This is a genomic window from Mycobacterium sp. NGS17 (assembly GCF_059813205.1).
In genome coordinates, this window is record NZ_JCALED010000011.1 from 106,491 (window position 1) to 131,683 (window position 25,193).

Sequence of the window (25,193 nt, forward strand, 5' to 3'; positions counted from 1 at the left end):
AACTTGACAGTTTTGGGAGGGCTGGCATGGGCATTTTCGATGCCATGAACGCACGTCAATCTCTTCGTCTCCTCGGTTCAGCAGTAGTTCTCGCGGCGGCGGGCGTGGCCGTTTCGGCCGTGTCCACGTCGGTCGTCCCCTCCGCGTCGGCCCAGTGTCCGGATGTGCAAGTGGTGTTCGCCCGCGGCACCGGCGAAGCGCCCGGCGTCGGCCCCACCGGCCAAGCCTTCGTCGACTCCCTGCGCCAGCGCGTGGGCGGACGCTCCTTCGACGTCTACCCGGTCAACTACCCCGCCAGCGACCAATGGGACACCGGCATCGACGGCGTCAGAGACGCAGGCGCCCATGTCAATTCGATGGCCCACGACTGCCCCAACACCAAAATGGTGCTCGGCGGCTACTCCCAGGGCGCGGCCGTGATGGGCTTTGTCACCTCCGCCGCCGTACCCGAGGGCATCGACCCCAACACCGTGCCCAAACCGCTGTCCCCCGACGTCGCCAGCCACGTCTCCTCGGTCGTGCTCTTCGGCATGCCCAACGTGCGGGCGATGAACTTCCTGGGCGAACCCCCCGTGGTCATCGGCCCGCTCTACCAAGACAAGACCGTCAAAGTGTGCGCCACCGAAGACCCCGTCTGCTCCGACGGCATGAACTTCTCCGCCCACGACACCTACGCCGACGACGGCGCCATGATCGACAAAGGCGTCAGCTTCGCCTCCAGCCACCTCGGTATGGGCGGGCCGGCTCCGGTCGCGTCGCCGGCGGGAGGATTCGGCACCTGAGCGGCCGGGCGGCCTGAGCTAGATCGTCTCGGGCATGACGGCCGCGACGATCAGCGCGACCACCAACGCGGTGATGAACACGTACGACAGCGTCACCCCGACCAAGGCACGCTCGCGACCACGCTGGCCCGTCTGGCGAATCTGGGCTAACCCCAGATGCCCCAGGATCAACCCCGCTGGGGCGAAGACGAACGCAAACACCACCGACAGCGTCGCCAACACATTGGCTTCGTCCCGCGGCGGGCCAGGAGGTGGCTGCGGTACTGGATGCGGGCCAGGCGCACCCGCGCCGAACGGATTGGGCTGAAACGGGCCGGGGCCAAAGGGATTCGTCATCGGCTCAACTCGGGATCTTGCCCAGGATGTAGTTGGCGATGTCCAGGGCGGCTTGCTCGCCCCGATCGGTGTCCACCAGCACGACGTTGATGTCCACCACCACATTGTTCTTGGCGACGATCGCGCGATCGTTACGAGATCGCATTGCCGGGCCCTGCGTGGTCAAAACCATGACCGTGATGCCGTTTCCGGCGTCGGAGGGGACGCCCATGGTCACCGCCACCGGCGGCGACTGCTTACCCGGGGGCGGCAGGATGTTCATCGTCGAGCCTCCACATTTTCGCCATATCGACACCAGATTCGTCAATTGTCGCTGCGCTGCCGGCGGGTCACGAAAGGCCATGACCACCTGTCCCGCTTCCTTCAGGGCCGGTACGTCGTGGTCGTCGATCAGCACCAAGCCGTAATAGCCGACGAGGGCCTGCATATCACTGTTCGGAGCGCCGCCGCCCATCACCGGCCAGCACTCGGGGCGATCAACGGAGGCGCTGTCGGAGTCCGGGCCCGGCTTGTAGGTGGGCGGAAGGGCAACGAGGTTGGGGATCCCCATGAACCGTTTGACGTCGTCGATGGTCGGCAGCAGTCCGGGCAGGCCCGTGGGCGTGACCATGGGCGAGGACGGCGCAGAAGTGGTTGATGCTGCCCTACTCGTGGTTGACGCCGTCCGGGACGGCCCGCTGTCGGTCTGCGATGCCCAGGCCACCACGGCCACCACCGTCAGCGTGATGACCGCGTACGACAGCATCAGCCCGACGATCGCGCGATCGCGGCCCCGCTCGCCGGAGCGGCGTATCTGCTTGAGACCTAGATGCCCCAGCACCGCCCCGGCGGGGGCGAAGACGAACGCGAACACCACCGACATCGTGGCAAAGATGTTGGTGCGCGGCCGCTGCGGTGGCGGCGCCGTGTAGATCGGCGGGCCGGGCGGCATTCCGCCGTACGGAGCACCACCAAAGGGGTTGCCACCGAAGGCATTGGGCCCGGAGGGTTCCTGTGGATTCGTCATGGCTCAGCTCGGAATCTTGTTGAGTATCTGGTTGGCGACGTCCACGGCGGCTTGCCGGGCGCGGTCGGTGCCGTTGCCGGTGTAGGACACCAGCAGGTCGATGAAGACGTTTGCCTTGGCGGCGACCGCGTGCACATTCAGCGACGCCTCCGATGCCAGTTCGACTGTGCTGATGCCGTTCCCGACGTCGAGCGGCCCAGTCACCGAAATCATGAACGGCGCTTTGTTCGGCCAGGTGTCTTTCACTGAAGCTCCGTTACATTGGCGCCACACTGAGAGGAATTTCGTCAGCTCTGTTCGCGCCGCGGCTCCGTCGACGAACGACGCGACGCCCGGGCCCACCGTGACCGTATTGTATGAATCGCCCCCTGCCCCTTCGACATACATTGCGACGTAGAAGCCTTGCATCGCACCGCCGTTATAAAGTTCCGGCACGCCAACGTCAAGGGCTCCCCTACACTCCGGTCGGTCGAGGGTTTCCAGGGCCGGCTGCGGCTGGTGCGATGCTCCGCCGATCGTCAGGGTCTGCTCACCGGTGATGACTTTAACGTCATCGAGGCTGGGGATCAGTGCAGGTAAATCGGCCGGTTTCACTATCGGCGCCGCTGTGGTGGTGGTGGGCGCGGCGATGTGCGCCGGAGCGCCCGAGGGCTGCAAACCCCACACCACCGAAACTCCGACCACGACGACGATCACCGCATACGACAGCACCGTCCCGACCAGTGCCCGATCGCGACCGCGCTGCCCGGTGCGCCGGATCTGCCGAAGGCTCAGGTGCCCCAGGGCGGCACCGACGGGGGCGAACACGAACGCGAACACCACCGACAACGTCGCCAGGACGTTGACCGGTGGACGGTCCGGCGGCGGTGCCGTCGGCGTCGAAGACACCGGAGGCGCGGCGGGATTGCTGCCGAACGGGGTGCCGCCGAACGGATTGTGCTCGAACGGGTTTCGAGGTGGGATCGTCATGTTCGCGACTGCCTAGAGCACACCGAAACTCGAAGTCACCCAGCGGACCGGGTCGACGCAGCGAAACGGGGCAATGCCCCGCGCGTGTAGGCGCTGCCCGCTGGGTGGCTGGCCGAGGGCGGAGACGACGAAGAACCGATGTCTCAACCGCCTCGGGGTGGAGGGGTTTTCGACTCCGGCGATGATCGAGCCGGCGTTGAGCCGGGTGAGCAGGCTGCGGACCTCCTCGTGCAGCAGCTGACCGTCGTTGTCGTCGTAGAGCACGGAATCCGAGGGATCACGCAGATAGGCGGCCCCGGCGTTGGACATCACCATGCTCCACTCGGACCCGTCGACATCCCGCAGCGCCCGGAGGGCGTCGAACTTCGACAAGATGACCGCGAGCCGCGGTTCACCGGAACCGATGGCCATCATCACGTTGTTCAGCACGCCGCGCGGGTCCCCGCCGCTCACCATCTGCGGGGGCAGCAGGTCCTGCAGCTGATCCCGAATCGATTGCACCCGAAGCGGATCGAACATGAAGAACACGGCCTCGGCGTTGCTGAAGAACCGAAACGGAGGTGAATGCAGGTTCCCGGACTCCATATCCTCACCGGCGACGTCGCGCAACACCAGGTAGCGCTGAATGCCGTGCCACGTGCCCAGGCTGAAGATCAGCGGCTCGCGCTGGGTCGAGGTCTGGGTCATCATCGTGGGCGTCGGCGGGATGAGACCGCGCTGCACGAACAGCGGTGTCTCGTAATGGGTGGCGTAGGCGACGGCGGTCGAGCGGGTCGCGGGCGCCATCGCGAACCCGAGGTGTTCGCACAACAGCTGCAGCTGGCGGACCAGCACGCCGATGTAGAGGCTCTTGCCGGTGGCGCGGGCCCCCGCCATCGCGATGCAATAGGCCTGACCCTCCCGCCACCGGTCGGGCAGGGTGAAATGGCAGACCGGGCAGATCTCGAGGACGGGGCCGCGCAGCGCCTGCGCGGCGATGTTCGGTGGCGGCGGGCCGTTGTATCCGGGCGGTCGATCCCACCGGAACATCGGGCCGATGTCGGCCTTGGCGCCCAGGAACGCCGAGCCGACCTCGTCGTGGTAGCGGGGCGCGCCGCTGGCGGGCGCGAGCGTCCACAGGTGATGATCGGGATCCAGAAGCCCAAAGCAGCGTGGACATTTCGTCAATATCGCCGGGGCGGTCGGAGCGGTCATGTCAGCGCCCGAACAAGGCCGGCGGCGATCTCGTCGAGCACCTGCGGATGCGCCAGCAGTTCGGCGGTGGCATCTTGCCCCGACCGCGGTGCCGGCAGCCGTGGCCCGGCGGCACGGCGGTCATCCGACAGGGTGATCAAGGCGAATCCGCTGTGCACGCCGCTGGCCGGGAAGTCCGAACAGGCCACGGTGGCGATGTCGGTCCGCAGCCGCGACCAGCGCGCACCCGCCGACCATCGCGGCTGCACCTTGCGAACCGCCTCGGCCAACCCCAGCCCCGGTCCGGGAGCATGACCGTCCACTGGGACCTTGGTGACATCGGCGCCGACGAGGACCGCGGCGACGTCGTGAATCCCGAGGGCATCGGCCACCCCGACCGCCACGTCGGTGGCGGCCGCCGCGCTGCCGTCGGCGAACCAGGGCCGCATCGACGCCGAACTGTTCAGCGCGACAACCAGTTCGGCGTGGGCCTGCTTGCGGTCGCGGCCGATGAGCCGCCGCGCGGACGTGCGCGCCGCTGCCGCCAGCGGGCTCAGCGCCGTGTCGGCGGCGGCGGTGACGGCGACTTCGATATGGTGACCGGCCGGACGCAGCTCGGCGAACACCACCGTGGTGTCGCCGCTGACATCCACCGGATCGAACAGCACCTGCACCGGGTCGGCTTCGTCGGGCACATCGTGCGCGATCGCCAGGTGCACCACGGCGCCGGCACCGAACTGCGTGGTGAATGCGGGCCGGACGGCGACGGTGACGGGACCGGTGAGCGAGGGCAAAACGACATGATGAGGGCTCGAGCGCACGACGGGTTGGCCCGGTGCGCCCTGGATGTCGAGCGTCGCGTCGCGGACCGCACCACTGATCGACACCGAAAGCGGCCCAACGGGTATGTGCGCGCGTTGATTACGTGCGGTCAGGGCGTAGATCGGCATCAGCGGTTCCTCCACATCTGGGCCGGCGGGGCCGTCTGCGGCGCAAGCCCGTCGGCGCGGCGGGTCAGCGCCGTGTTCACCAGCTTCCGGTAGCGCCGCGGCGGCGCCGCATCGTTGCTGCCGACCATCCGCATCATCACCGCGAGCACCCCCTCCTGGTCGTCATCGCTGAACGGCCGTCTCGCCGTCACCGCGGCGGCGGCCGCGGCCAGCACGCCATCGACGGCGTCGCCCGGCTCGGCGGCGTCGGTGCGCAACAGGCTGGCCGCCACAACCTCGGTGGCCGTGACGATCTCGCTCTCCGCCAGGGCCAGCACCTGCTCGGTCGCCGCGCCGGCCACCAGCGGGTCGCCGGCCAGCCGGCCCGCCGCAACCGGTCGCGGCTGTCCCGCGATCAAGCCCACGGCCGCGAACACCGTCACCCGCACCGCGCAGTCGGGATGTATTCGCTCAGGCCCGATCTCGCGTAGTGCCGTGTCCCACAGCCCGGCATAAGCATTCTGATGAGTGTTGAGGTAGCCGCGCTGCACCCAGGATGCCGGATCGACCATCCGCAGCGCCGCGCATGCCACCGCGAGGTCATCGTTGTTAGCGCCGGTGATCTCGTCGGCCAACCGGGCCAGTGATTCACTGTCGGGCGCCCCCAGCAGGGTCGGCAACAGCGCGGCGGTGCTCATTGTGGCGCCGCCCGCCGCCAGCAGCTGGGTGGGATCCCAGATCCGTTGGGCCGCCAGCTCGTCGCGGCGCGGCGACCCGTTGGCCGCGAGCCACCAGAGCTCGGCGAAGCGATCCGCCTCAACGGGGTTGCGTTCGGCGCGCATGCCGCACACCGCAGCTCGCGTCCACGTCGCGTCCCACGGTTGCGCGCCAAGCAGTTCGGCCGCCGCGGGCATGGTCGATCCATCGGCGAACCAATCGAGCACGGCGTCGCTGATCGGCGTGGCGCGTTCACAACTCAGGCGCAGCGCCGCGGCGGCCGCGGCGATCCGGGTTTCGGGGCCGAGCCGGTGCGTCAACCGCCGGGCCAGCGTGGGCCCGGTGTGCGGGTCGGCGAGCTGGGCCGCGACGCCTTCGGTGAGGGCCTGAGTCAGGCGATCGTCGTCGACGCCCGCTCTCAGTAGCAGGTCGACCAGCTTGAGCAGCCGCTGCGGGTCACCGGCGGCGCCGGCCCGCTCCAGCGCCGGGCCCAGCGCGGCCGTCAGCGGTTCGGGAACCGCACGGCCGTGATAGGTGTTGACGCTCAATGGGATCGGGCCGAGCTGATCCAGCCAGGTGTCGTCGCCGATCGCGCGGCACAGGTAGGTCAGCGCGGCGTGTTCGCCGGCGAACCCGGGCAGGTTCTGTTCGGCCGCCTTCCACGCGTCGGGCGTGGTGTGGCCGACCAGGGCCGAAAGCGCCTCGTCGACAAGGCGTTCGGTCGGAGACCCGGGAGTGATGCCGGCCGGCGAGTGGGCGGTGATGATCGCGTTGGCCTCGGGATGGGCGGCCGCGAAATCTTCGTCGGCGGCGATCGTGACCGCCAATGGCCAGGCCGGGTGCAGGCCCCGATCGTCGGTTTGGGCGGCCCGGCGGTCGAGTTCGTCGAGCATCGCCAGTGCCGATTGCGGGTCGAGTAGCACCTCTTGCGCCATCACCGACCAGGCGGTGACGTCGATCGCCTGACCGGCCGCGGTCCGATGGGGTTCGCCACCCAGCTCCCCCAGCGACAGCGTCGCGGTCTCGTCGATGACGACGAAACCCGTTGGCAGCGTGTCCAAGTCACCGATGGGCACCGCGGTCAGGTGCGCGATGGCGTGCTGCGCCGAGCCGAGCTGGTCGGCGCGGTCGAAGGTGCTGAAGTTCAGGGTGGCCGCGGTTCCCGGTGACATCAAAAAACTCACCAGGCCGATCCACTGCGCGGCGGAGTCGACGGAGACGGTACCCAGGACGACGGGCGCGCCGCCATCGAGGGCCGCCGCCACCGCGTCGAGCAGCCCGAGCAGGGTGCCGACCCGCCAGGTCGTGGTGTCCAGCGCGAACGCGATCGCGCTTTCCCGGGTGACGAGGTGCGCTGCGCCCGGCGGGTCGGCGGGCAGGGCGGCGCGCTCGACGGCCGCGGCACCGAACGGACGTAGCCAGGCGGACGAGCCCCACCGCTGAATGGGCCTCAGCCGCGGCGCGGAATCCGGTGCCCGGTCCAGCAATACGTGGGCGAACACGTTGCCCGGGCGCCCCGTGCTGTCGGCGCCGGCGGCGACGGTGTGCCAGTAGCCGGCCGCGTCGCCGGCCCAGCGCCGATACTCCAGTCGGCGTGGCGCCGCGTCCAGCTGTTCCGGGGTCGGGTAGTCGGGCAGCGGGGTGACGGGCCGAAACGCGGTGCGGACACCGGACGCGAGGCGTTGTGTTTCCTCGGGCGACAAGTCCCCGGTGGTCTGCTTGACCTGCCAGCCGCCCGCGCCGCCCGGCTGGTCGAAACTCGTGTAGGCCAACTGGCCGTAGCGCGGGGTCACGGCGCGCCCACGCTCAAACGGAGGCTGTGCACCGGCGGGTCCAGCAGCGCGATGGTGCGCAGCCTCGCAGCCGAGGGCGTGTTGACGAACAGTCGGATCCATCCGCGTCGGCCTCGCAGGTCGACGGCCCAGGGCTCGGCGGTGCCGGCGGTGGTCAGGGCCGACCATCGCAGTTCCTTGGAGGGGGTGGCCGCCAGGCCGCCCTGTGCGTCCAGCGGCGCGGCGTCCAGCGCCTCGCCGTCGGTGGGCGACAACGGAATTCGGTCGGGGTTGTTGATCAAGACGAATGCCGGTGAACCCGGCACTTCGTATTCGGACCGCATGTAGATGGTGGCGTGCGACGGCTGTCCGTGCGGATCGCGGCTCAACTGCACCGCGTACTGCAACCGCAACAGGCCCGCGTATTCGATGCTGCGCACGGTCCCGATGGCCCGGCGGCCGGCGGAGAACGCCACCGGGGCCAGGTGCAGGGAACACCCGCTCACCGGCAGTTTGCCGTTGGGCAGTTGCAGGCCGCCGTACTTCTCGTACTGCTCGACGGTGATTTCGTAGGACGTGCCGGTCAAACCGTTGCGCGGGTCATAGCCCTTGGGGGCCAGATACACCACGACGACGGCGGCGCCCTGCGGCCAGTCGAACGTCAAGACCTGCTTGTTGCAGTACTCGGCCAGCTCGACATCCCGGATGACCCCGGTGCGCACCGAACAGAAAGTCTTGCCCAGCAACGCACGACCCGCCAGCACCGTGACCGGGGTGAAGTAGGCGCGGCTCCAGTCCGTCGGCCACGACACCCCCGACATCATCGACCGCGGCCGCCCGTCGGGAGCGGCCTGCTGGGTAATCGGTTGCGTCAGGCGCAAATCCGGGGTCAGTCCGACCTGCTCGAGCGCGGCCTCGGGCAGGTCATTGGCCTCGGCGCCGGCGGCCGGGCCCTTCTGACTTCGATAGATCACCACCTCGCCGGCGGCCGGCGCCTGCCAGGTGAGCTCGAAACCGTCGGTGGCCCCCGGCGCCGACGTCACCATCAAATCGGTGACCGGCGTTAGGACGGCGGCGATTTCGACCTCGGCGTCGACCGGCGCCGCCAGTCGCAGCACGCCGTTGACCGGGACCGCGGCCCGAACCCGATACACGTAGCGCCGCCCCGGGGCCGGGTCGGAGTCGACGAAGCCGGCACGGTTGTCGCGGTCCAGCAAGATCCGATGCTGCGGCCCCTCGCGACCGGCTTCCTCGGCCAGCATCCGGGACACGAACACGGTGCTGACCGCCGAAGGCACCGTCCAACTGCCGATGACCTTGCCGTTGTCCTGCCGAACCACGCAATCGCGCACCGGGCTGACAGCCACACCCTCGGCGTGCTTGATCGGCTGCGCCGCAAGCGCTTCAGCGCGGGTACTGCCGACGTTGACCCACACCTGGTAGTAGCGCACCGCCGCGGCCGAGGGCTCGTGGTCGGCCGCGGTGGTCGCGTGGGTGGCCGCCACCAGCCGGGCCCGGTCCGGCGAGTACGGCGCGTTGTCCTCCTGCGCGACCAGCCGGTAGATCACCACGGCATCGCCGCCCGGTAGATACGGCGTCCAGGTCAGCTCGCTGCCCGCGGTGTCGCCGTCGTCGGGCCGTGGCGGTCTGACGGTGACGGCGGCCAGCGGGCCGGTCTGCTCACCGAAGGCGTATGCGGCGAAATCGGCTGCATTCAACGGCAATTCGTCGCTCGTCGTGCTGTCTACGGCGTGGGTCGGTTCACCGTCGGGTCCCACCGCGGACAGGCCGGCCGGGCGATGCCGGCTCGGCGACGGCTGCGACTCCACCTCGGCCAAAACGGCCGCCAACTCCTCGGCGTACTCGGCGACCGAGCCGGGCAGCATCGCCCGGATCTGTTCCACGTCCGTGCGTCCGGACCGCAGAATCAGCCGCAGGTGGGTTTCCTTGAAGCCGGCCTTGGACACCGCGCCGGAATCGATCAGGCGCTGGCGCCACGCGATCAGGGCGTTGAGGCGGGGGTCGTCGGCGTCGCCGGCATGTTGCGGATCGGGCATGGCTAGAACACCAAATCCCCGCCGGGCGGCACGTCGCGGTGTTCGGTGTGGGTGATCACCGCGGTCTTCTCCATCTCCACTCCCGACGCGGCGGCCAGCGGCACCTCGAACAGGGTGAAGTCATAGGGCGCCAGCCCGTCGCTGGCCTGCACCACCGCGGCCCGAAATCCCAGGCCGGGCCGGGCAAGTGCGGCCGTATCGATGGCCACCGCGCAGCGGCTCGCGGTCATGGCCGCGTCGGTGAACACCGATCCGTCGAACGGGGCGGCGTGTCCCGGCCGATGGTCGACGACACCGGCGGCGAACTGTTCGGACCCGACGTGCTGCCCCATCGCGGGAGCGAAGACGGCACCGGTCAGCGCGTTTCCCACGCGGCTGTCCTCGGCGAACATCTGCTCGACGCGTTGCCATAGCGCCTCGGCGCCGGTGGAGTGCACCTGCCCGGAGGCGACGGCCGCCGACCATTGGTCCAGACCCGAGGCGGTCTTGAAACCCGGCATCCGATACAGCATTTCGGGCTCCTCCCGTAGCCGGCCCGCGGCGTGGGCGACCATGTCCTGCCACGGCTTGGTCAGCCAGCCGAGCGCGTACAGGCGGCGCTGAATGGCATGGGCCGCATCGTCGGCGCGCTCCGCGCCGGGGTCAGCGACCCCGACCTGGGCGCAGCGGGGCAGGCCGTCGGAGATCAGCGGCGCCGGCGAGCGCCCCGCGGGTGCGGGCCCAAAGGGCGCGCGCAGCAGCGGCCCCAGCACGCGACACCACGACAGATACTGGCCGTACGCGGTGGACAGGCGGCTGACGTCCTGCAGCGCGGTCTGCAGGTTCGCCTGCATCATCTCGAGCTGATTCTGTTGAGATTTCCGCAGATTCATCAACGTGAACATGTCGCGCTGGGCGAACAGGAACAACGTCAGCGACACCACGATGTAGAGGCCGAGCAAAATTCCGCCGGTGATCAACGTGTACTTCCAGCCCGTGAAGCCGACCGCCGCGAGGCCGACCAGCACGACGAGGACCCCCATGGTCGCCCAGGTCATCGTGGCCAGGATGGTGCCGATGGCTTGCTGGCGGGCGCGCACCCGCTCGTCGATCGAGATCTCGCTGGCCGCCCGCTGAATCTGCTCGGCGATCTGCGCCACCTCGGTGCGGGCCCGCCCCAAGAAGTCGGTCAAAATCGACCCCGCCTGCCAGGCATAGCTTTTCGACGCATGCTGTTGCCAGCGCTCCAGCTCGGTCGACACCCCGCGCGCCTCGACCCCGGCGGCGGGGTCGGAGTAGGCGCGCTGCAGCCGCTGGCGCAGATCCGCCACGCCCAGCACGTCGGCAGGCTCCAGGTCGCTGACGCCGATCACCGCGGCCAGCGACGTCGGGATCGCCCTGAACCGGTCCGCGCGGCTGGGAACGACGTCGGCCGCGTTGGCCAACACACCCACGCCAGCGCCCACTTGAATCGGGTCGAGCCCCTTCGCGCGGCGTCCGCCATCGGCGAGGGTGAGGGCGCCGTTGACGAAATCGATCCACAGCGGGCTCAGATCCTGTTGCGCCAGTTGACCGTTGCCCGCCGTTCCCCCGATGGCGGCGTTGAGCGTGTCGGCGCTGCGGCCCAGGTCCTGCCAGTCGGCGAGCTGGCTGCTGGTCACCACCGAGAACGCCGATTCGCGGCCGCCGAACACGGTGCCCTGCACCGTCGAGGCCAACACCGCCGATACCGATCCCTTGACCGCCGACAACCACGCCGACGGCGCGTTGCGCAAAGCGCCGCCCATGAAGCGCAGGAACATCTTCAGCGCGGCCCAGATCGAAATGGCTTGGGTGGCAACATCGTCGGCACCCAGCCGCGGTCCGCGCAGCACGTCGCGATGTTTGGTCCACAGCGCGCGGGCCATCGCCTGGGTGGCCGCCGCAACGTCCTCGACGTAGAGCACCGGCACCTGGCCGCCGTGCGGCAGCGGCAGCCGCCCCGCCGGATCGAACAGCCGCGCCCGCAGCCGGCGTTCCACCTCGGCGGTATCGAGGCTGCGGTAGAACGCGCGCACCGCGCGCAGCGTCTGGCCCGGCAGGATCTCCACACTGTCGAAAGGGGTCTGCTGCACATCGGCCCACAAACCGGCCACCGCCGCGACCACCGGCGCGGCGCGCTGGGCCAGATCCAGCGGTTCGGCGAGATGCCCCCACGGCACCGCACCCAACCCGGGTGCCGGCGAATCCTCCGGTGCGATCAGCAGGTTGTGCCAGCCCTCCACCACCACCGACGCGCCGAGCTGACTGGCGCCGGCGCGCCCGCTGGTGAGCAGCATCCGCAGCAGGGTCATCGCGGCTCCCCTGGCGGTGCTGCGCACGACCTGTTCGACGAACTGCTCGGCGGCCAGCGGCGCCCGCTGCTCGGCCGGCGCATCCAGCGGAACCAGCACCGCCACCCGGACCCGGTCGTAATGCTGGGCGGTCAACACCTGTTGCAGCACAACGCTTTCCGACCGGCCATCGCGCACCATCGTCGCCGCTGTGGCGGGCCCCCGCGCATCGCCGGCGTCCACCCAGACGAAGACGCCCAGCAGCCCGGCGGACGAGTAATCGCACAGGATGCCCAGAAGCTCGTCGGTCTGCAGGTGCGGGGCCACGACCACGGTGAGCGAGGTGTCGGGGGATGCGGCCATCGTCAGAACGTCCCGCCTTCGGGAATCACCACGGGCGCTCCGCCGTCGAGCACCGGGCCGCCCGCGGCCGCGCCGGCCGCCAGCGCCTCGGCCTCGTGCTGGATCAGGTTGATCAGCGCACCGGTGGCCGCGTACACGTCGGGCGCGAGATCGCGGAACATCGGCGTGTTCGACGCCGTGGTTCGCGTCGGCACCGTCGTGAACGCCCCGCCCGGCGTGGCGCCGGCCATGTCGGCCGGAAGATACTGCGCCGCAACGTCACGGATGGTGGTCAACCACTCGATCGCCGCAGCGGCGCGCTCGTCGGCGGTCTGGGCCTCGGCGATGCCCGGGACCCGCGACTGCACCCCGGGCGCGCTCGAGGCCCCCTGCAGGAATTCGCGCAGCAGTCCCTGCGCCGACAGCGCGACGATGCCGCTGGCGGGGTCTTGCGAATGCGCGTCGTAAAGCTCACGCAGCACGCTGTAGGGCCGCAGCGAGCGCATCACCGGCGGCTCGTGCGACTGCGCGATGGCCAGCAGGATCGACTCCAGCACCGCCGGCAGCCAGTCGTAGGGAGCGTGGAACGCCGACGGCGGTGTCAGCAGCGGGTTCGGGAAGTTCAGCCACTGCCCGCTGTCGGCGTCGTAGATCCGCACCGGCTCGGTGAACGGCGACGCGGGAATCTGGATGCGGCCCAGCAGCTGTCCGACGAACCAGCCGCCGGTCATCGTGAATCGCTGCTCGTCGGTCATCGGCAGCGACGCCGAAAGTGGCCGGGAGCGACGGTATTTCCAGAAGGCGCCCCGCCCGGGCCCCGCGGTCTGCGCCCATTGCTGGGCCGCGGGCTTGAGCACCGAGTCGAACGCCAGCGGCGAGTAGTTGGGATACGAGCCGAAGATGTCGATTCGGGTGACGCTGTCCTCGTCGGACAGCGACCGCCCGTAGTTGTCCTTGGTCGCCTGGTCGATCCGCGGGTTGTTGCGGATGACTTCGAACAGTTCGCGGTCCACCGGTTGACCGGCGAACGGAATCTCGGAGAACTTGTAGCGATATTCGGTCTGCTGGCCGGGGTGAACCCGTTGCAGCGCTTGGTCGTTGACGCTGGCCAGCGGTCGCGCCAGCGACAGCGCCTCGGCGAACTTGGTGGCGATGTCGCGGCGGCGCGCCACCAACTCCGACTCCGAAGCTCCCGCCCCCTGCACGTAGTCGCGCAGCGACACCTTGCAGAATTCGGCGAACGACTCCCCGGGCCGTTCGACGTAGAGCCGGGCCCGCCGCAGCAATTCCACTGGGCGGGTGTGGATGTCGAACTGCGCGATCGAGGGCACCCGCGCGCGGCCGGTCTCCGGGTCGGTGCCCAGCGCCCGCGTGACCCACGTCGCGGTGCGCTCAATCAGCCCGCCGGGTGCGGCCACACCGCCGGTGGTCTGCCACTCCCCCAGGATCACTCGCGTGGTGGCCTCCTCGATGGCCGACTGCAGCGGGATCATCGCGTTGGCGCCGGCCACCGCCTTCGGCAGGTCGGCCTCGTAACGCCCCTTGAAGGCGGTCGAATTGATCAGCAGCACTTCGTTGTTCGCCTCCGCGAACCTGCTGGGCACCAGTTCGTCGGCGTCCGCAGGCCAGGCCGCGTACTGGTCGGTGGCCAGGCGCGCCAGGCCCACGTCGGTCGGCGGCTCCGAACGGGCGTTCTCCAGCTGGATCATCGCCTCGCTGAGCCGATCCCGCAGCGGCACCAGCAGTTCCAGCCCCACCACCCGCAGCACGTCGGCGATGCGGGCGGCCGCGTCGGCGAACAGCTGGCGACGCACCGTCGCGCGGAACCCGTCCACCACGGCGGCCACCACCTGGTCGGTGTTGGTCATCACCCCGTGCAGCGATTTCAGCCCGGCGTCCACCTGCGGCGAGAACGCCACGATGTCAGGCGGGCCCATGTTGCCCAGCTGCGCAACCCCGGCGGTGAGGTGGTCATCGATGTGGCGGCGCAGCTGGTCGACGACTTCCCGCGCAAACGGCAATCCCAGCGAGGCGACGGCCGCGCCGACGACCCGTTCGAGCCGGCGGGCGAAATCTTGGTGCCATTGAAAAGCCATGGCGTAGGCCGCCTCCGCGCATGCCCGCGTCAACTCGGCGCGCCGGTTGTGCACGGCCTGCCGCATGGTCGGCACCCACTGCTCGGCGGTGACGCCTTCCGGGTTGGGCAGGTGGTTGCGCAGCTGACGGTCGATGAGGCCGTTGACGGTGGAGACGACGGTGTCGGCGGTGAAGGCCTCGGTGCCGATCCAGCGGCCGAGCTGGCTCACCCGGGTCTGCTCGTCGCCGGCGCTCGGCGGCAACCCCAATTCGCCACAGAGCGCGGCCCATTGGCTGGACAGCAGCGAGTCCAACTGCTCGGTGCTCGACGCCGGGTTGCCCCGCTGCATGTGCCCGTCGAGCAGCTTGTCCACGCAGCTGCGGGCCAGGCGCTGGGCCGCGTATTCGGCGTAGCGGTCACGGCCCATGCTCAGGCTGGAGAAGCCATAGGTGCCCCAGGGCAACACATCCCACGACGAGATGCCCCAGCCCAGCAGGTCGCGATCACCCACCGGCGAGGCGGTGTTGCCCAGGTCGTAGGCGACGAACTGGTCGCTGGCCCGGCCGCTCATCATCAGCCCCGCCAGCCCACGCGCCAGTCCCCGGTACACCGCGTACTGGGAGCCGTCACCGAACAGGGTGCGGTCGGCGCCGATGTAGCGGCCGACGGGGAACACCCGCGCGAACGGAATCGGTTCTCCCTCACCGTGATGGTGGCCTAAGGCGCGCAGGATTCGCACGTCGTGTTCGCGGGCCGCACCGGACTGGCTGGCCACGATCTCGCCGAGCATCGCCAACGCGTTGGCCCGCACCCCGATGATGGCGCTCTGCGGGAGCGAGTCGAAAATGTCGGGCGTCACCATGAATACGCCCATCAGGCGGGGATCCAGACCGGTGACCAAGGTCAGCAGGCGGCATACGTCCAGCGCCATCGACGCGCCCGCACCGCCGGCCATCGACGACACCACCAGCACCAGGGGTGGTTCGTTGGGGTCGAAGCGGCCCATGCCCGGCACGTCGACCGTCGACATCTCGGAGACGGTCTCGACGCGAAACAGCGTGTCCCATGCGGCCTGTAGGCGGGCGTGGATCTCGGCGGCCTTGCTCAGCGTGATCATGCGCCCGATCGCCCGGTATTGCCCCGCGCCGGCCGAGATCGGGATCGACACCTCCTGCGGGCTGCGCGGCGCCCAGGTGGCGATGGTGTCCAACGCCGATTCTGCCGCCAGTCGTTGCGACAGCGCACCGTCCAGGACGGCGTAGCTGCTGCCCTGCGGTCCACACCCGACGTAGCTGCCGCCCTGGGCGGGAACGTTCGCCAGCCCCTCCGGGCCGGACTCCGCGGCGCTCGGCACATCGATGTGGACGAATTGCCAACCGGCCAAGAGCTTTTCGATTCCAGCGGTGTGCAGTTCGGAGCGCAGCTGGTCCATCATCAGGGACAGCGTGGCGCCGCCGGAACCGCCGCAGCCCACTACCAGGAATCGTCGCATCAGGTGCCCTCTCCGAACGGGTCGAATGGATCTGGGTCAAATCGATGGGAAGGTTGCGTCGAATCGGTCGGCGGGAGCCCGGGCGGTGTGCCCTTTTCGCGCTCTTCACCCTCGTCGTCGTACCGGTAGCCGGCTGCCATCGTCTCGTCTTGGCGGAATATCGGTTCGGGGATCGGCCGCTCCTGTGTCTCCGCCTCATTGAAGCCGGGCGGCACCGGCCCTGTCGGCGCGTGGGGCGGCGCCGCGGGCCGCGAAGGCGCCCCCGCAGGCGCCGAAGGCGCCCCCGCGAACGGCGAATCCGCGCCGCTCCCAAAGGGATCGTCTCCGGCCGAGGCGACGACGACGCCCGCGGGCGTGTCACCGAACGGGGAGGCCGGCTCGCCCGGCGCCGCGAACGCTGCGGTCATACCGGCCTGCGCGGCGCGCAGCCGCAACCCGGTGAGCAGGTCGGGCAGCCGTTGCGCGACCTCCTCGTAGAGGCGCTCGCGCGCGACGGTGTCGGTGGTTCCGGCCACCAACAGCAATACCTCGGCGGCGTTCTCGGGCCCGTACGGGTTGTGCAGCAGCACCCAGGTGTTGTGTACCGCCAGCGGCAGCACCGCACGCAGGCCAGTCTTGTCGGATCCGGGCAGCTTGGACCCGACGCTGACCAGGCCCTCGGCGCCGACGACCACGTGCCCGGATCCAAACGGGCTGCGCCCCAGCGCAACCGACAGATTCACACCGGCCACCGACAGCTGACGGGTGCCACCGGGCGGCAGCCCGGTCACGGGTTGCACCAGATCGGTGTCGGCCATCGCGAACGGCTCACCGCCGCGCAGCACCGCGTCGTGCTCGACCTGCACCGGGATGCGTTCGGCCAGCAGCGGATTGTCTGGGATCTTGCTGACCCACCACTTCGATGCGTACAGCAGCGCCAGCGGGATTCCGGGACCCAGCAGCAGCGCGGCGATGAGCACCAGGATGAAGTTGGTGGTGTTGAGCGGGTTGATCATCGACGCCGTGAAGGCCACCGGCACGGTCTGCGCGTCGTCCGGATTGTCCAGCGTCGAAACATGAACGGGCACAGTGCCGTTGAGTCCGCCGTGCCCGTTGTGATCGGTGCGCAGGCTGACCGACAGCTGTGCGGTCTCCCCCGCCTGCACCTTCAGGCAGTGCTGGCCCGAATTCGTCGGCGAACCCACGTGCGGCGCGCCGATGCCATCCGGTGCGCCCGTCACCGTCGGGGTATCGGTGTCGCTGATCCAGGCGCAGCCCGGTCCGGTGATGTTCAGCGTCGCGGTCGCCCCCTTGGCTCCCTCAACCGTGCCGAAGTCGATGCGCTGGCCCGGGGTCGGCAGGCCCACCTTCGGCAGAATCTGCACGGGCACATCGACTTCCTGCGGCGACAACTGCGTGCCGGCGATCGGCCCGCCGTTCTGGTCGGTGGTGTTCGCGGTGGTGATCACCAGCGACATCCGCAACGTCGCGTGCCCCGGGGCCACTGTGGTCAGGTCGGCGTCGACGGGTCTGGCGATGTCATCCTTGCCCGCCGCCGTCAGCAGCGGAATCGGCGCGGCGCCATCGGGACCCAACGACGCCGACATGGTGGCCGTACCGGCAAGGTCGCTCGGGGCCATCGGCTTGCCTTGACCGTCAACCAAACCGAAGACCAGGCCCTTGAGGGTCTGGCCGCTGTGCCAGGCGACCTTGTCGGCGCCCGTCAGGGCCGGGAAGATGTCGGTGGTGATGTGAATGCTGACCTTGGACACCGCGTCGGCGTGCTGGCCGGTAGTGTCGACGTAGACGATCGCCCATTGCCCGGTCCAGTGCGGGGCATTGCCGTTCTGCAGCGAGATCGTCTGCGCCGATTCGGATTGCCATTGGTAGCTCACCGCTACGCCGTCGACGTTGACGTTCTGGGCGCCGTCCTTCTTGGGTAGCGGCAGGGTCTGCCCGGTCGGCGAGACGAGGTAGGGCTCGACGCCGGGCACGCCGCCGGATCCCAGGATGTTGACCTCTTTGATGGACCGGTCGAGCACGAAGTTGTGCCGCGCCTCCGGGCACACCTTGATCTGGCAGACCCCGCCCTGGTCGGTCACGCCGGGATCCGGGTTGAGCGCGTCGAACGCGAACAACATGTCGTCGATGTTGGCGACGGGAAAGAAGTCGCCCGGCACCGGATCCGTGATGGCGCCGCACGCCAAGCCCTGCAATCCCTTGCCGGTGCTGATCGCCGACATCACGTTGAAGTCGCCGGGAGTCTGCTTGGCGCCCAAGCCGATTCCGAGCATGATGATGTTGCTCGACCGCAGCTGGTCGGCTAGGCCGCTGGGCCGGCAGATGGATTGCACGGCCTTCTGCGTGGTGTCGGGGATTCCGTTCGGCGAGTCCAGCGGCACCCCGTCGGCGTAGGGCTTGGTGACCGGGCGGGCGGTGAAATCGATCATCCCGTCGGAGAACCAGGCGATGGCCTGGCAGCGCTGACCCTTGTCGGCCGAACCGGCGTGCGTCGTCAGCGCCTGCCGGGCGCCGTCGAGGGCCAGCCAGTAGTCGGTGTCGATGCCGGTGTTCTTCTTGGCGATCGGATCCAGCGACGCCCCAACGCTGTCTGCGGTCGCGCCGGTGAGCTGGGTCCAATCATGTTCGGGGACATAGGTATCGGAGAACCCCGCCACCGCGACGTCGAGTTTTGCGCTCACCCGGTCGGCGTATTTGCCCAGCGTCTGCACCAGGTAGCGGGCGGCCTGCACGCGCGCGGCCTGTGGGTCGGTCTGCTGCAGGCTGCTCGACTCGTCGAACAACAGCAGCAGATCGCCGGCCTTCTGCGAGGCCAGGCAGGCCCCGAATCGGCTCGCGCCCGGCGAGCCCGCCGCCGAGGCGACGGGTGCCCAGCCGACCAGGTTCAGCACGGCGATCATGGTCGCGACCGCGGCCATCCGCGCCAGCGTCGCAAAGCCGTTGCGGCCGCGGGGCATTCGAGAGGAGTGGGCCACTACAACGTCCCCGCCCACAGCGCGATCTGCCACGCCCCCACGGCTATCCCGAGCAGGCAGACGGCCAGCACTATCCAATACAACCTCGAGGTCCACGTTGGCGCCGAGTAGATGGCCTCGGTGCGGCGCCGGGTGTCGACCCGGCTGAAGACCGCCAAGGCGCCGATCGCCAGCGGCCCGGCCAGCAGCCACCCCATGATCGCGGCCGCAATCATCGGGCCGCCCAACGCGCTCGCACCGGCTAGGGCAATGCCGGCAACCCCCAGCGCCAGGGCCACCGCGAACCACACCAGCGGCGGTCCCGCCGTCGTCAGCGCGCCGATGCCCGCCGGGCTCGCGGTGAGTTGCCCGAACGCGTCACGCCCACTCGTCGGGTCGAACGCCGGTGGTGCCTGAAAAGCATCGGGGGCTCGCGACGCGGCGGGTCGCTGGTTGGCCCACGGGTCGAATCCGCCCGCAAAACCCCCGCCCTGCGCCGGCTGCTGTCCGCCACCGGACTGGGCCTGCTTGCCCGGCCCGAAGTCGCTGAAGTCGAAGGGGTTTGGTGCGTTCATCGGTCTCAATACGGGTTCAGGCAGAGGGCGAAGGAACGGTCGGGAGGCGCGGCCACGTACACCGAGTTGCAGTCGTTGTTCGAGCGCACCCGCGCGGCAACCGTGTACACCCCGTCGCGGTGTTCGCAGTCGACACCGAACAGGTCCAGCGCGTCATTGCCCGTGCTGTTGCGCAGCTGGAGCTCGACGCAGGTGCCTATCGGCACGGTCGCCAGGTCGAGCTTCGGGCCGCGCGGCACGGTGGTGCCCGGTGCGACCGACGTGATGACGCGCGGCGGTATCGGCCTGGGCACGGCGGAGCTGGAGGCGGTCGCGGGCGTGGAATTGCTCGGGCGGGTGCCCCAATACACGCCGCCGAGGATCAGCAGGACGCACATCAGGTAGCCGATGGCCAGGCCGGCGATCGCGGCCGGGCGCCCGCGTTCGCCGCTGCGGTTGATCTGCGGCAGCGCGAGATGGCCCATGACGATGCCGGCGGGCGGAACGATCACCCCGAAGACCGGCGAGAGCACCGCCAGCGTGTTGTAGTCGGCGCGCGGCGGCTGCCCGCCGAACGGCGCACCCGGATAGCCGACCGGGGCCGTCGGCGCGCCACCGTAGGACACGGTGGGCGGCGTTCCGCCGAACGGGTCGCCGGAGGACGGTGCAAAAGGGTCTTCGCTGGGATACATCAATTCACCCCACCGGCCGTAGCGGCGAACCGCTGTGTTGAGCTACGCGAGCTGTGCGGCCCCATGTCAACCCTTGAAGTCGACGATGCAGGCGTACACGGTCTTGGTCTTGTTCCACAACGTCGTGGGGGTCTTGCAGGAGTCGTTGGACAGCAGCTGGGTCACCTGCAGCACGCCTTCGCGCACCTCGCACCTGACCGGATAGATGGTGATGAAGTCCGCCTTCTCCGACGGGTCCGGCTTGTTCTGCTGGACCTCGATGCAGTCACCCACGTGCAGGTCGCCGACGGAGACGCTCGGGCGCTGCGCGGGCGGGGCCGTGATCACCGTGGTGCGCGGCGGGGTCGGCGGCACGTACGGGCTGGGAGCCGCCGTCTTGACCGTGTTCGAATCCGATCCGCCGCTGGTGACCAGCCACACCGCCAGCGCGCCGACCGCGAGCACGATGAAAAGGTACGAGGCCGTCAGCCCGAAGATGGCGCGGTCGCGGCCGCGCTCGTGGCGTTGGCGGATCTGGGACAGGGCCACGTGACCCAGCGCGGCACCGGCCGGCGCGAAGACGAACGCGAAGATGGCCGACAGCGTGGCCAACGTGTTGACCTTCGGCCCGGACGGGAAGGACCCGGATCCTGCGGACGGATGACCCGGCTGGTTCTGGCCGAACGAGGACCCCTGCCCCCCGAACGGATCGCCGCCGAACGGATCCTGGTAACCGCTATACGTCATCGGCGCCCCTCGATGCTGGGCCGGAGCTGGTCACCCATCCCCCTCATCAATCGCCATCCCATTCCCGGTCGACGCGCCCAGTCGGCGGCGTTCACCGTCACCACATGCCTTGAAATTCGTGACGTCCCACCGCAACAAATCAACATAGTCGGTGCAGGCACGACGCACTCTTTTTCCACGAGAAGCACCCTTCGGTACTGCTATATATAGTGGCGCGCCGCACACCCGCGCAATTTAGGTTGTGACGCGACGTTCGCTATACGGTCGGCATCGAAGTTAACTGCGCTGCCCCGTGACTGAGCCCAGCCCATCGCGTAAGTTAGCTGCCGGACGTTCGAAGCGCGTCGGGTAATTAGCTCGCGCTAGCCGGTCGGGGCTTTGGAGTTGAGAAAGGCGACTATCCCCTGGGTGACCGCGGCGGCATATTTCGCCCGACCGTCCGGACTTTCCATTCGCGCCAAGTCACCGGCGTTTTTCATGTTGCCCAGTTCGACCAGCACCGCGGGGTACTGGGCCAGGTTCAGCCCGGCGAGGTCGTCGCGGCCGTAGAGGCCGTCCGAGCCGATGTAGTTGGCCGGCTGTAAACCGGACTGGACCAAGGCATCCCGCATCGCGTGGGCCAGCTGCACGGCGGGCCCGGACTGGACGTCGTTCAGCGGCGGGCTGGAGTAGTTGACGTGGAATCCACTGCCGGATGCGGGCCCGCCGTCGGCGTGAATGCTCACGATCGCGTCCGGGTGCATGGCGTTGGCCGCGGCCGCGCGTCGGTCGATGCAGGGCCCGACGCCGCTGTCGCTGTCGCGCGACACCTGGGTTCGCACGCCCAGTTGGTTCAGCGAGTCGTTGATCAGCCCCACCACCGCCCAGGTGAACGCGTGCTCGGGATACCCGTCGTCGGCGGCGGCGCCCGAGGTTTGGCAGGGTTTGGTGCCGCCGCGGCCGTTGGGCACCTGCTGGTTGATCGAGGCGTCGTTGACGGCGTTGTGGCCCGGGTCGAGGAACACCGACGTCCCGGCCACCCCGGCCCTTGCCCGCGGGACGGGCAACAACGCGCCCGCGGCGACGGTCGCCGGCATCAGACCGGCGATTCTCAGGACGTCGCGGCGTGTCATCGATCGCGAGGCACCGGGGCGGTCACTCACCGCGCGATGGTAGCAATCAGGGCTCTTCGACGGCAGCCATCAGGGCATCGCCCACACACTTCAGGAAGGTGGCCGGCACGCTGTAGCCACACGTCACCATCCTCAGCCTGCCCTGGTAAGTGGTAACTCCGGTCAGATACTCGCCGTCGGTCTGGCTGAGCACCACCGGTCCCCACACCGCCGTCGGGCGCAAAGGGCTTGCGCCGTCGAGGTTTTGCACACCGAGGTTGGTGACCATGATGTCCCACGGGCTGATCCGGCTGAAAAGCTGCTCCGCATCGTCGGTGTCGGCGTCGATGGTGATCATCTGCTCGAGCGCCATTGAGCTGGTGCGGATTCCGGAGGCCGACCGGGCGACGTTCAGATGCGCGGTCATCGCGCGGGCCTGCTCCCAGAACGGTGTCCCGTCCCACGGCGCGTGCCCCGTCGCGGTCGGCACGATGCGCATGGCGCAGCCCCCCTCGATTCCGAGAATCGGCCGCACGTTGATGGGGTGGAGGACGCGGACGAACTCCGCCCCGCGGTCGGTGGCGCGCACTCGGCACATCGCCACCACCAGCGCCGCGTGCACCGTGGTGCTTTCCGCGCGGCAGCGCCGCACCAGTGCCGCGGTGTCCGCGTGGGTCATGGCCATGGTGCGCACGTTGGTCAAGGCGCCGTCGAACGGACGGATGGTGCTGGGCTCGCTCATCCTCGGGTCGCCTGATAACGCGGCAGGTTCTAGCGGGCCGGCCGCGAGCGTGTTGGCGATCAAGTCCTCTTGGGCTTGTGGCACAGGCGAACTCGTCATGGTGCGTCCGTTGAGCGCGGCAAGCACGTCGGTGAGCACGACGATGGAACTGATTCCGTCGGCCACCGTGTGATCGAACGTGAGCAACAGCGCGCTACGCGACGGGCCCTGTAGCAACGAGGCACGCACCAGTGGCGCACGCGACCGGTCGAACGGTCGGCGCAGCTCCTCGGCCGCGGCGGCCCGCCACGCCAGTTCCGGATCGCCTCGTACGGTCAGCTCGACGGGCGCGACGGTCGCCGCACGGTAGAAGCCCAGGCGGATGGCGGGCCGGTCCTCCACGTGTACGGACAGCAGCGGATGCCGTCGCTGGACGGCGGCCAGTGCGGTACGCAGCTTGTCCGCGTGGAGCACCTCGCCGAATTCCGCCACGATCGAGAAGTGAGCGGGGTTGCGTTCGCTATACCGGTAAAAGAGCCGCTCCGCGGCTCCGAGGGGGCGGACGAGAGTGGATGCCTGGTCGTGCTGCGGACTGTTGACGATCACCGAACCTCCAAACGCCGGAAAAGCGCTGCGACACAATGCAGACGGTCTCCCGGCCGAATCGGTTCAAGTCTCCTGCCGTTCCTTGGCCCCGGCCCCCTTGGATGAGCCACGTTTCCCACACATCGCGACATCGCGCCGACTTGCGCGCGTCAGCCGCAACGTCGGCGCACACCGCTGGATATCGCCATACTAAATAGTATGTTAGGGTCTCGGCATGTCCGTGGTCGAAAGCCCTCCCCTGCACGGCGTCACCGACGAATTCGTTGCGCGGCTGGCCGATCGCGCCGAGGAGGCCGAGCGATTGCGGCGCCTGCCCGTGGCGACGATCAGCGACTTCCGGCAGACCGATCTGTTCCGGTTGCTGCTGCCCGCCCGGTTCGGGGGCCTCCAGGCCCCGTTTCCCGAACTGCTGCAACCGATTCGACGAATGGCGCACGGCTGCGCGTCGAGCGCCTGGACGTTGGGTTTCTACGCGCTGCACAACTGGATGCTGTCGCTGTTCGATCCGAGCGTTCAGGACGAGGTCTTCGCGTCGGGACCCGTGCTGGCGCCGGCTCCCCTGGCGCCCACCGGCCGTGCCGTTCCGGCAGACGGCGGGGTGCGCTTGACCGGCCGGTGGTCCTGGGCGACGGGCGCGATGGATGCCGACTGGGTGATCGTCGGCGTGCTCGTCGAACGGCAGGATCGCATCGATCCGGCGTTGGCCGTGGTGCCCGCCGAGCAGGTCGAGGTCGTCGACACCTGGCACACGGTCGGCATGCGCGGCACCGGCTCGCACGACCTCGTCATCACCGACGCCCTGGTGCCCGAGCATCGATTGGTCGCCGTGGCCGACATCTACGGCGGGACGGCACCGGGCGCGCGTGCGCATGGGGTCCCGACGTACCGGTGGCCGCTGGTTCCGGCGCTGGCGCTGACGGCGTCCATGCCGGCGCTCGGCGCCGCGGAGCGGGTGACCGAACTCTTCGCCGAGCGGCTCAGTGGGCGGGTGCTCGCCTACAGCGGGGTGGCGCAAAAAGATCAGCCCGCCGCGCAGATCCGGCTGGGCGAGGCCCGGGTGCGGCTCCGCTCGCTGCGGGCCTTGGTCGACAAGACGGCCGACGACATCGAGGCAATCGTGGTGAGCGGGGAACGGGTGAGCCGATCGGTGCGGGCCGACGCGCGCCTGGCGGCCGCGCGTACCGTGCACGAAAGCCGGGCGGTCATCGCCGATCTCATGGAGGCCTCCGGCGCCAGTGTGCACTTCCTGTCGAGCCCGATGCAGCGCGCGAAGCGCGATGTGGACATCGCGGCGGGGCACGTCGTGTTCGACTACGACACCAGTCGAGAGTTGGCCGGGGCGTTGGCGATTGGCGCGAAGATCTCACCCATCGCCATGATCTGAGCCGGCCGTCTCGCCCAGCATCAGGGCCAGGAACCGTTCTCGTTGAGCCACCGATTGGGCCTCTTCGGCCGAGCTGGTGAGGTGCAGCAATCCGATTCCCGCCGCGAAGGTCAGTTCGGCGCGCAGCTTCGCGTCCTCGCCGCTGAAACCGTAGTCGCGGTAGGCCTTTATCACAATGCGTAGTAGGAGCCGGTCGGTGGCGCGGATGTTTTCGGCGGCCACCGGATCCAGGCGGGCCCATTCGCGCATTGCCCGCTCGAGCATCCAGTATTGCGGGCTGACCAGGGTTTGGGTCAGGGCCGACAGGCGCTCGCGGGGCGGCAGGGCGTCGAGCTCGGAGAGCGCCTGGCGGTCGCGTTCGAGGAAGTTGTTCCACGACTCAATCAGCGCGGTCCGATAGTTTTCGATGTCCTCGAAGTGCCAGTAGAAGCTGCCGCGGGTGACGCCCGCCTGCTGGCAGAGGCGTTCGACTTTGAGTGCGCGCACGCCCTCTTCGGCGAGCACCGTATAGCCCACCTCGAG

Annotated in this window: 18 protein-coding genes; 2 read left to right on the top strand and 16 right to left on the bottom strand. The window is 69.2% G+C overall.

The features are described 5' to 3' along the window. Positions 1 to 26: 26 nt before the first annotated feature. Positions 27 to 782 (top strand): cutinase family protein, encoded by a 756-nt coding sequence (locus AC5Y7E_RS21600; protein ID WP_499950686.1) that lies wholly within the window; start codon positions 27 to 29, stop codon positions 780 to 782. Between the two features lie 18 nt (positions 783 to 800). Here the strand turns inward: AC5Y7E_RS21600 and AC5Y7E_RS21605 are convergent, their stop codons facing one another. The 15 genes from AC5Y7E_RS21605 to AC5Y7E_RS21675 all read right to left on the bottom strand — a co-directional run bounded on the left by AC5Y7E_RS21605 (position 801) and on the right by AC5Y7E_RS21675 (position 23,287). Continuing rightward, positions 801 to 1,118, bottom strand: coding sequence for a DUF4190 domain-containing protein (locus AC5Y7E_RS21605; protein WP_499915789.1), 318 nt, complete (start codon positions 1,116 to 1,118; stop codon positions 801 to 803). A 4-nt stretch (positions 1,119 to 1,122) separates the two neighbouring features. After that, the gene (locus AC5Y7E_RS21610; RefSeq protein ID WP_499915787.1) at positions 1,123 to 2,124 is read right to left on the bottom strand and encodes a sensor domain-containing protein; all 1,002 of its coding nucleotides are present in this window, start codon (positions 2,122 to 2,124) and stop codon (positions 1,123 to 1,125) included. 3 nt (positions 2,125 to 2,127) lie between these two features. After that, on the bottom strand, positions 2,128 to 2,952 hold the full coding sequence (locus tag AC5Y7E_RS21615; RefSeq protein ID WP_499950687.1) for a sensor domain-containing protein: 825 nt from the start codon (positions 2,950 to 2,952) through the stop codon (positions 2,128 to 2,130). A gap of 153 nt (positions 2,953 to 3,105) precedes the next feature. Next, entirely contained in the window at positions 3,106 to 4,260 is a 1,155-nt protein-coding gene (locus AC5Y7E_RS21620) for a hypothetical protein (protein ID WP_499950740.1), read from the bottom strand. A gap of 23 nt (positions 4,261 to 4,283) precedes the next feature. Then, a complete protein-coding gene (locus AC5Y7E_RS21625) occupies positions 4,284 to 5,216 on the bottom strand; it encodes a hypothetical protein (protein ID WP_499950688.1) in 933 nt (310 codons plus the stop codon). Beyond that, positions 5,216 to 7,705, bottom strand: a complete 2,490-nt coding sequence (locus AC5Y7E_RS21630) for a GAP1-N2 domain-containing protein (protein WP_499950689.1) — start codon at positions 7,703 to 7,705, stop codon at positions 5,216 to 5,218. Before AC5Y7E_RS21630 ends, AC5Y7E_RS21625 begins: the two co-directional genes overlap by 1 nt. After that, positions 7,702 to 9,741, bottom strand: coding sequence for a SaeA-related protein (locus tag AC5Y7E_RS21635; RefSeq protein ID WP_499950690.1), 2,040 nt, complete (start codon positions 9,739 to 9,741; stop codon positions 7,702 to 7,704). The genes AC5Y7E_RS21630 and AC5Y7E_RS21635 overlap by 4 nt, the downstream gene beginning before the upstream one ends. A gap of 2 nt (positions 9,742 to 9,743) precedes the next feature. Beyond that, positions 9,744 to 12,395, bottom strand: coding sequence for a hypothetical protein (locus AC5Y7E_RS21640; protein ID WP_499950691.1), 2,652 nt, complete (start codon positions 12,393 to 12,395; stop codon positions 9,744 to 9,746). A 2-nt stretch (positions 12,396 to 12,397) separates the two neighbouring features. Beyond that, on the bottom strand, positions 12,398 to 15,943 hold the full coding sequence (locus AC5Y7E_RS21645; RefSeq protein ID WP_499950692.1) for a tubulin-like doman-containing protein: 3,546 nt from the start codon (positions 15,941 to 15,943) through the stop codon (positions 12,398 to 12,400). Then, a complete protein-coding gene (locus tag AC5Y7E_RS21650; RefSeq protein ID WP_499950693.1) occupies positions 15,943 to 18,900 on the bottom strand; it encodes a vWA domain-containing protein in 2,958 nt (985 codons plus the stop codon). The genes AC5Y7E_RS21645 and AC5Y7E_RS21650 overlap by 1 nt, the downstream gene beginning before the upstream one ends. Positions 18,901 to 18,917: 17 nt before the next feature. Then, positions 18,918 to 19,472 carry a hypothetical protein gene (locus AC5Y7E_RS21655; protein WP_499950694.1) on the bottom strand — a complete coding sequence of 185 codons (555 nt, stop codon included), beginning with the start codon at positions 19,470 to 19,472 and terminating at the stop codon, positions 18,918 to 18,920. A gap of 5 nt (positions 19,473 to 19,477) precedes the next feature. After that, positions 19,478 to 20,143 carry a DUF4190 domain-containing protein gene (locus AC5Y7E_RS21660; RefSeq protein ID WP_499915772.1) on the bottom strand — a complete coding sequence of 222 codons (666 nt, stop codon included), beginning with the start codon at positions 20,141 to 20,143 and terminating at the stop codon, positions 19,478 to 19,480. A 66-nt stretch (positions 20,144 to 20,209) separates the two neighbouring features. Continuing rightward, on the bottom strand, positions 20,210 to 20,869 hold the full coding sequence (locus tag AC5Y7E_RS21665; protein ID WP_499915770.1) for a DUF4190 domain-containing protein: 660 nt from the start codon (positions 20,867 to 20,869) through the stop codon (positions 20,210 to 20,212). A gap of 362 nt (positions 20,870 to 21,231) precedes the next feature. Then, entirely contained in the window at positions 21,232 to 22,011 is a 780-nt protein-coding gene (locus AC5Y7E_RS21670) for an Rv3717 family N-acetylmuramoyl-L-alanine amidase (protein ID WP_499950695.1), read from the bottom strand. Positions 22,012 to 22,027: 16 nt separating this feature from the next. Further along, positions 22,028 to 23,287, bottom strand: a complete 1,260-nt coding sequence (locus AC5Y7E_RS21675; RefSeq protein ID WP_499950696.1) for a condensation domain-containing protein — start codon at positions 23,285 to 23,287, stop codon at positions 22,028 to 22,030. A 214-nt stretch (positions 23,288 to 23,501) separates the two neighbouring features. On the opposite strand from AC5Y7E_RS21675, the gene AC5Y7E_RS21680 reads away from it, so the two are divergent. Then, positions 23,502 to 24,671, top strand: a complete 1,170-nt coding sequence (locus tag AC5Y7E_RS21680; protein WP_499950697.1) for an acyl-CoA dehydrogenase family protein — start codon at positions 23,502 to 23,504, stop codon at positions 24,669 to 24,671. Here the strand turns inward: AC5Y7E_RS21680 and AC5Y7E_RS21685 are convergent. Further along, positions 24,651 to 25,187 (bottom strand): TetR/AcrR family transcriptional regulator, encoded by a 537-nt coding sequence (locus AC5Y7E_RS21685; protein ID WP_499950741.1) that lies wholly within the window; start codon positions 25,185 to 25,187, stop codon positions 24,651 to 24,653. The genes AC5Y7E_RS21680 and AC5Y7E_RS21685 overlap by 21 nt on opposite strands. Positions 25,188 to 25,193 lie beyond the last annotated feature (6 nt).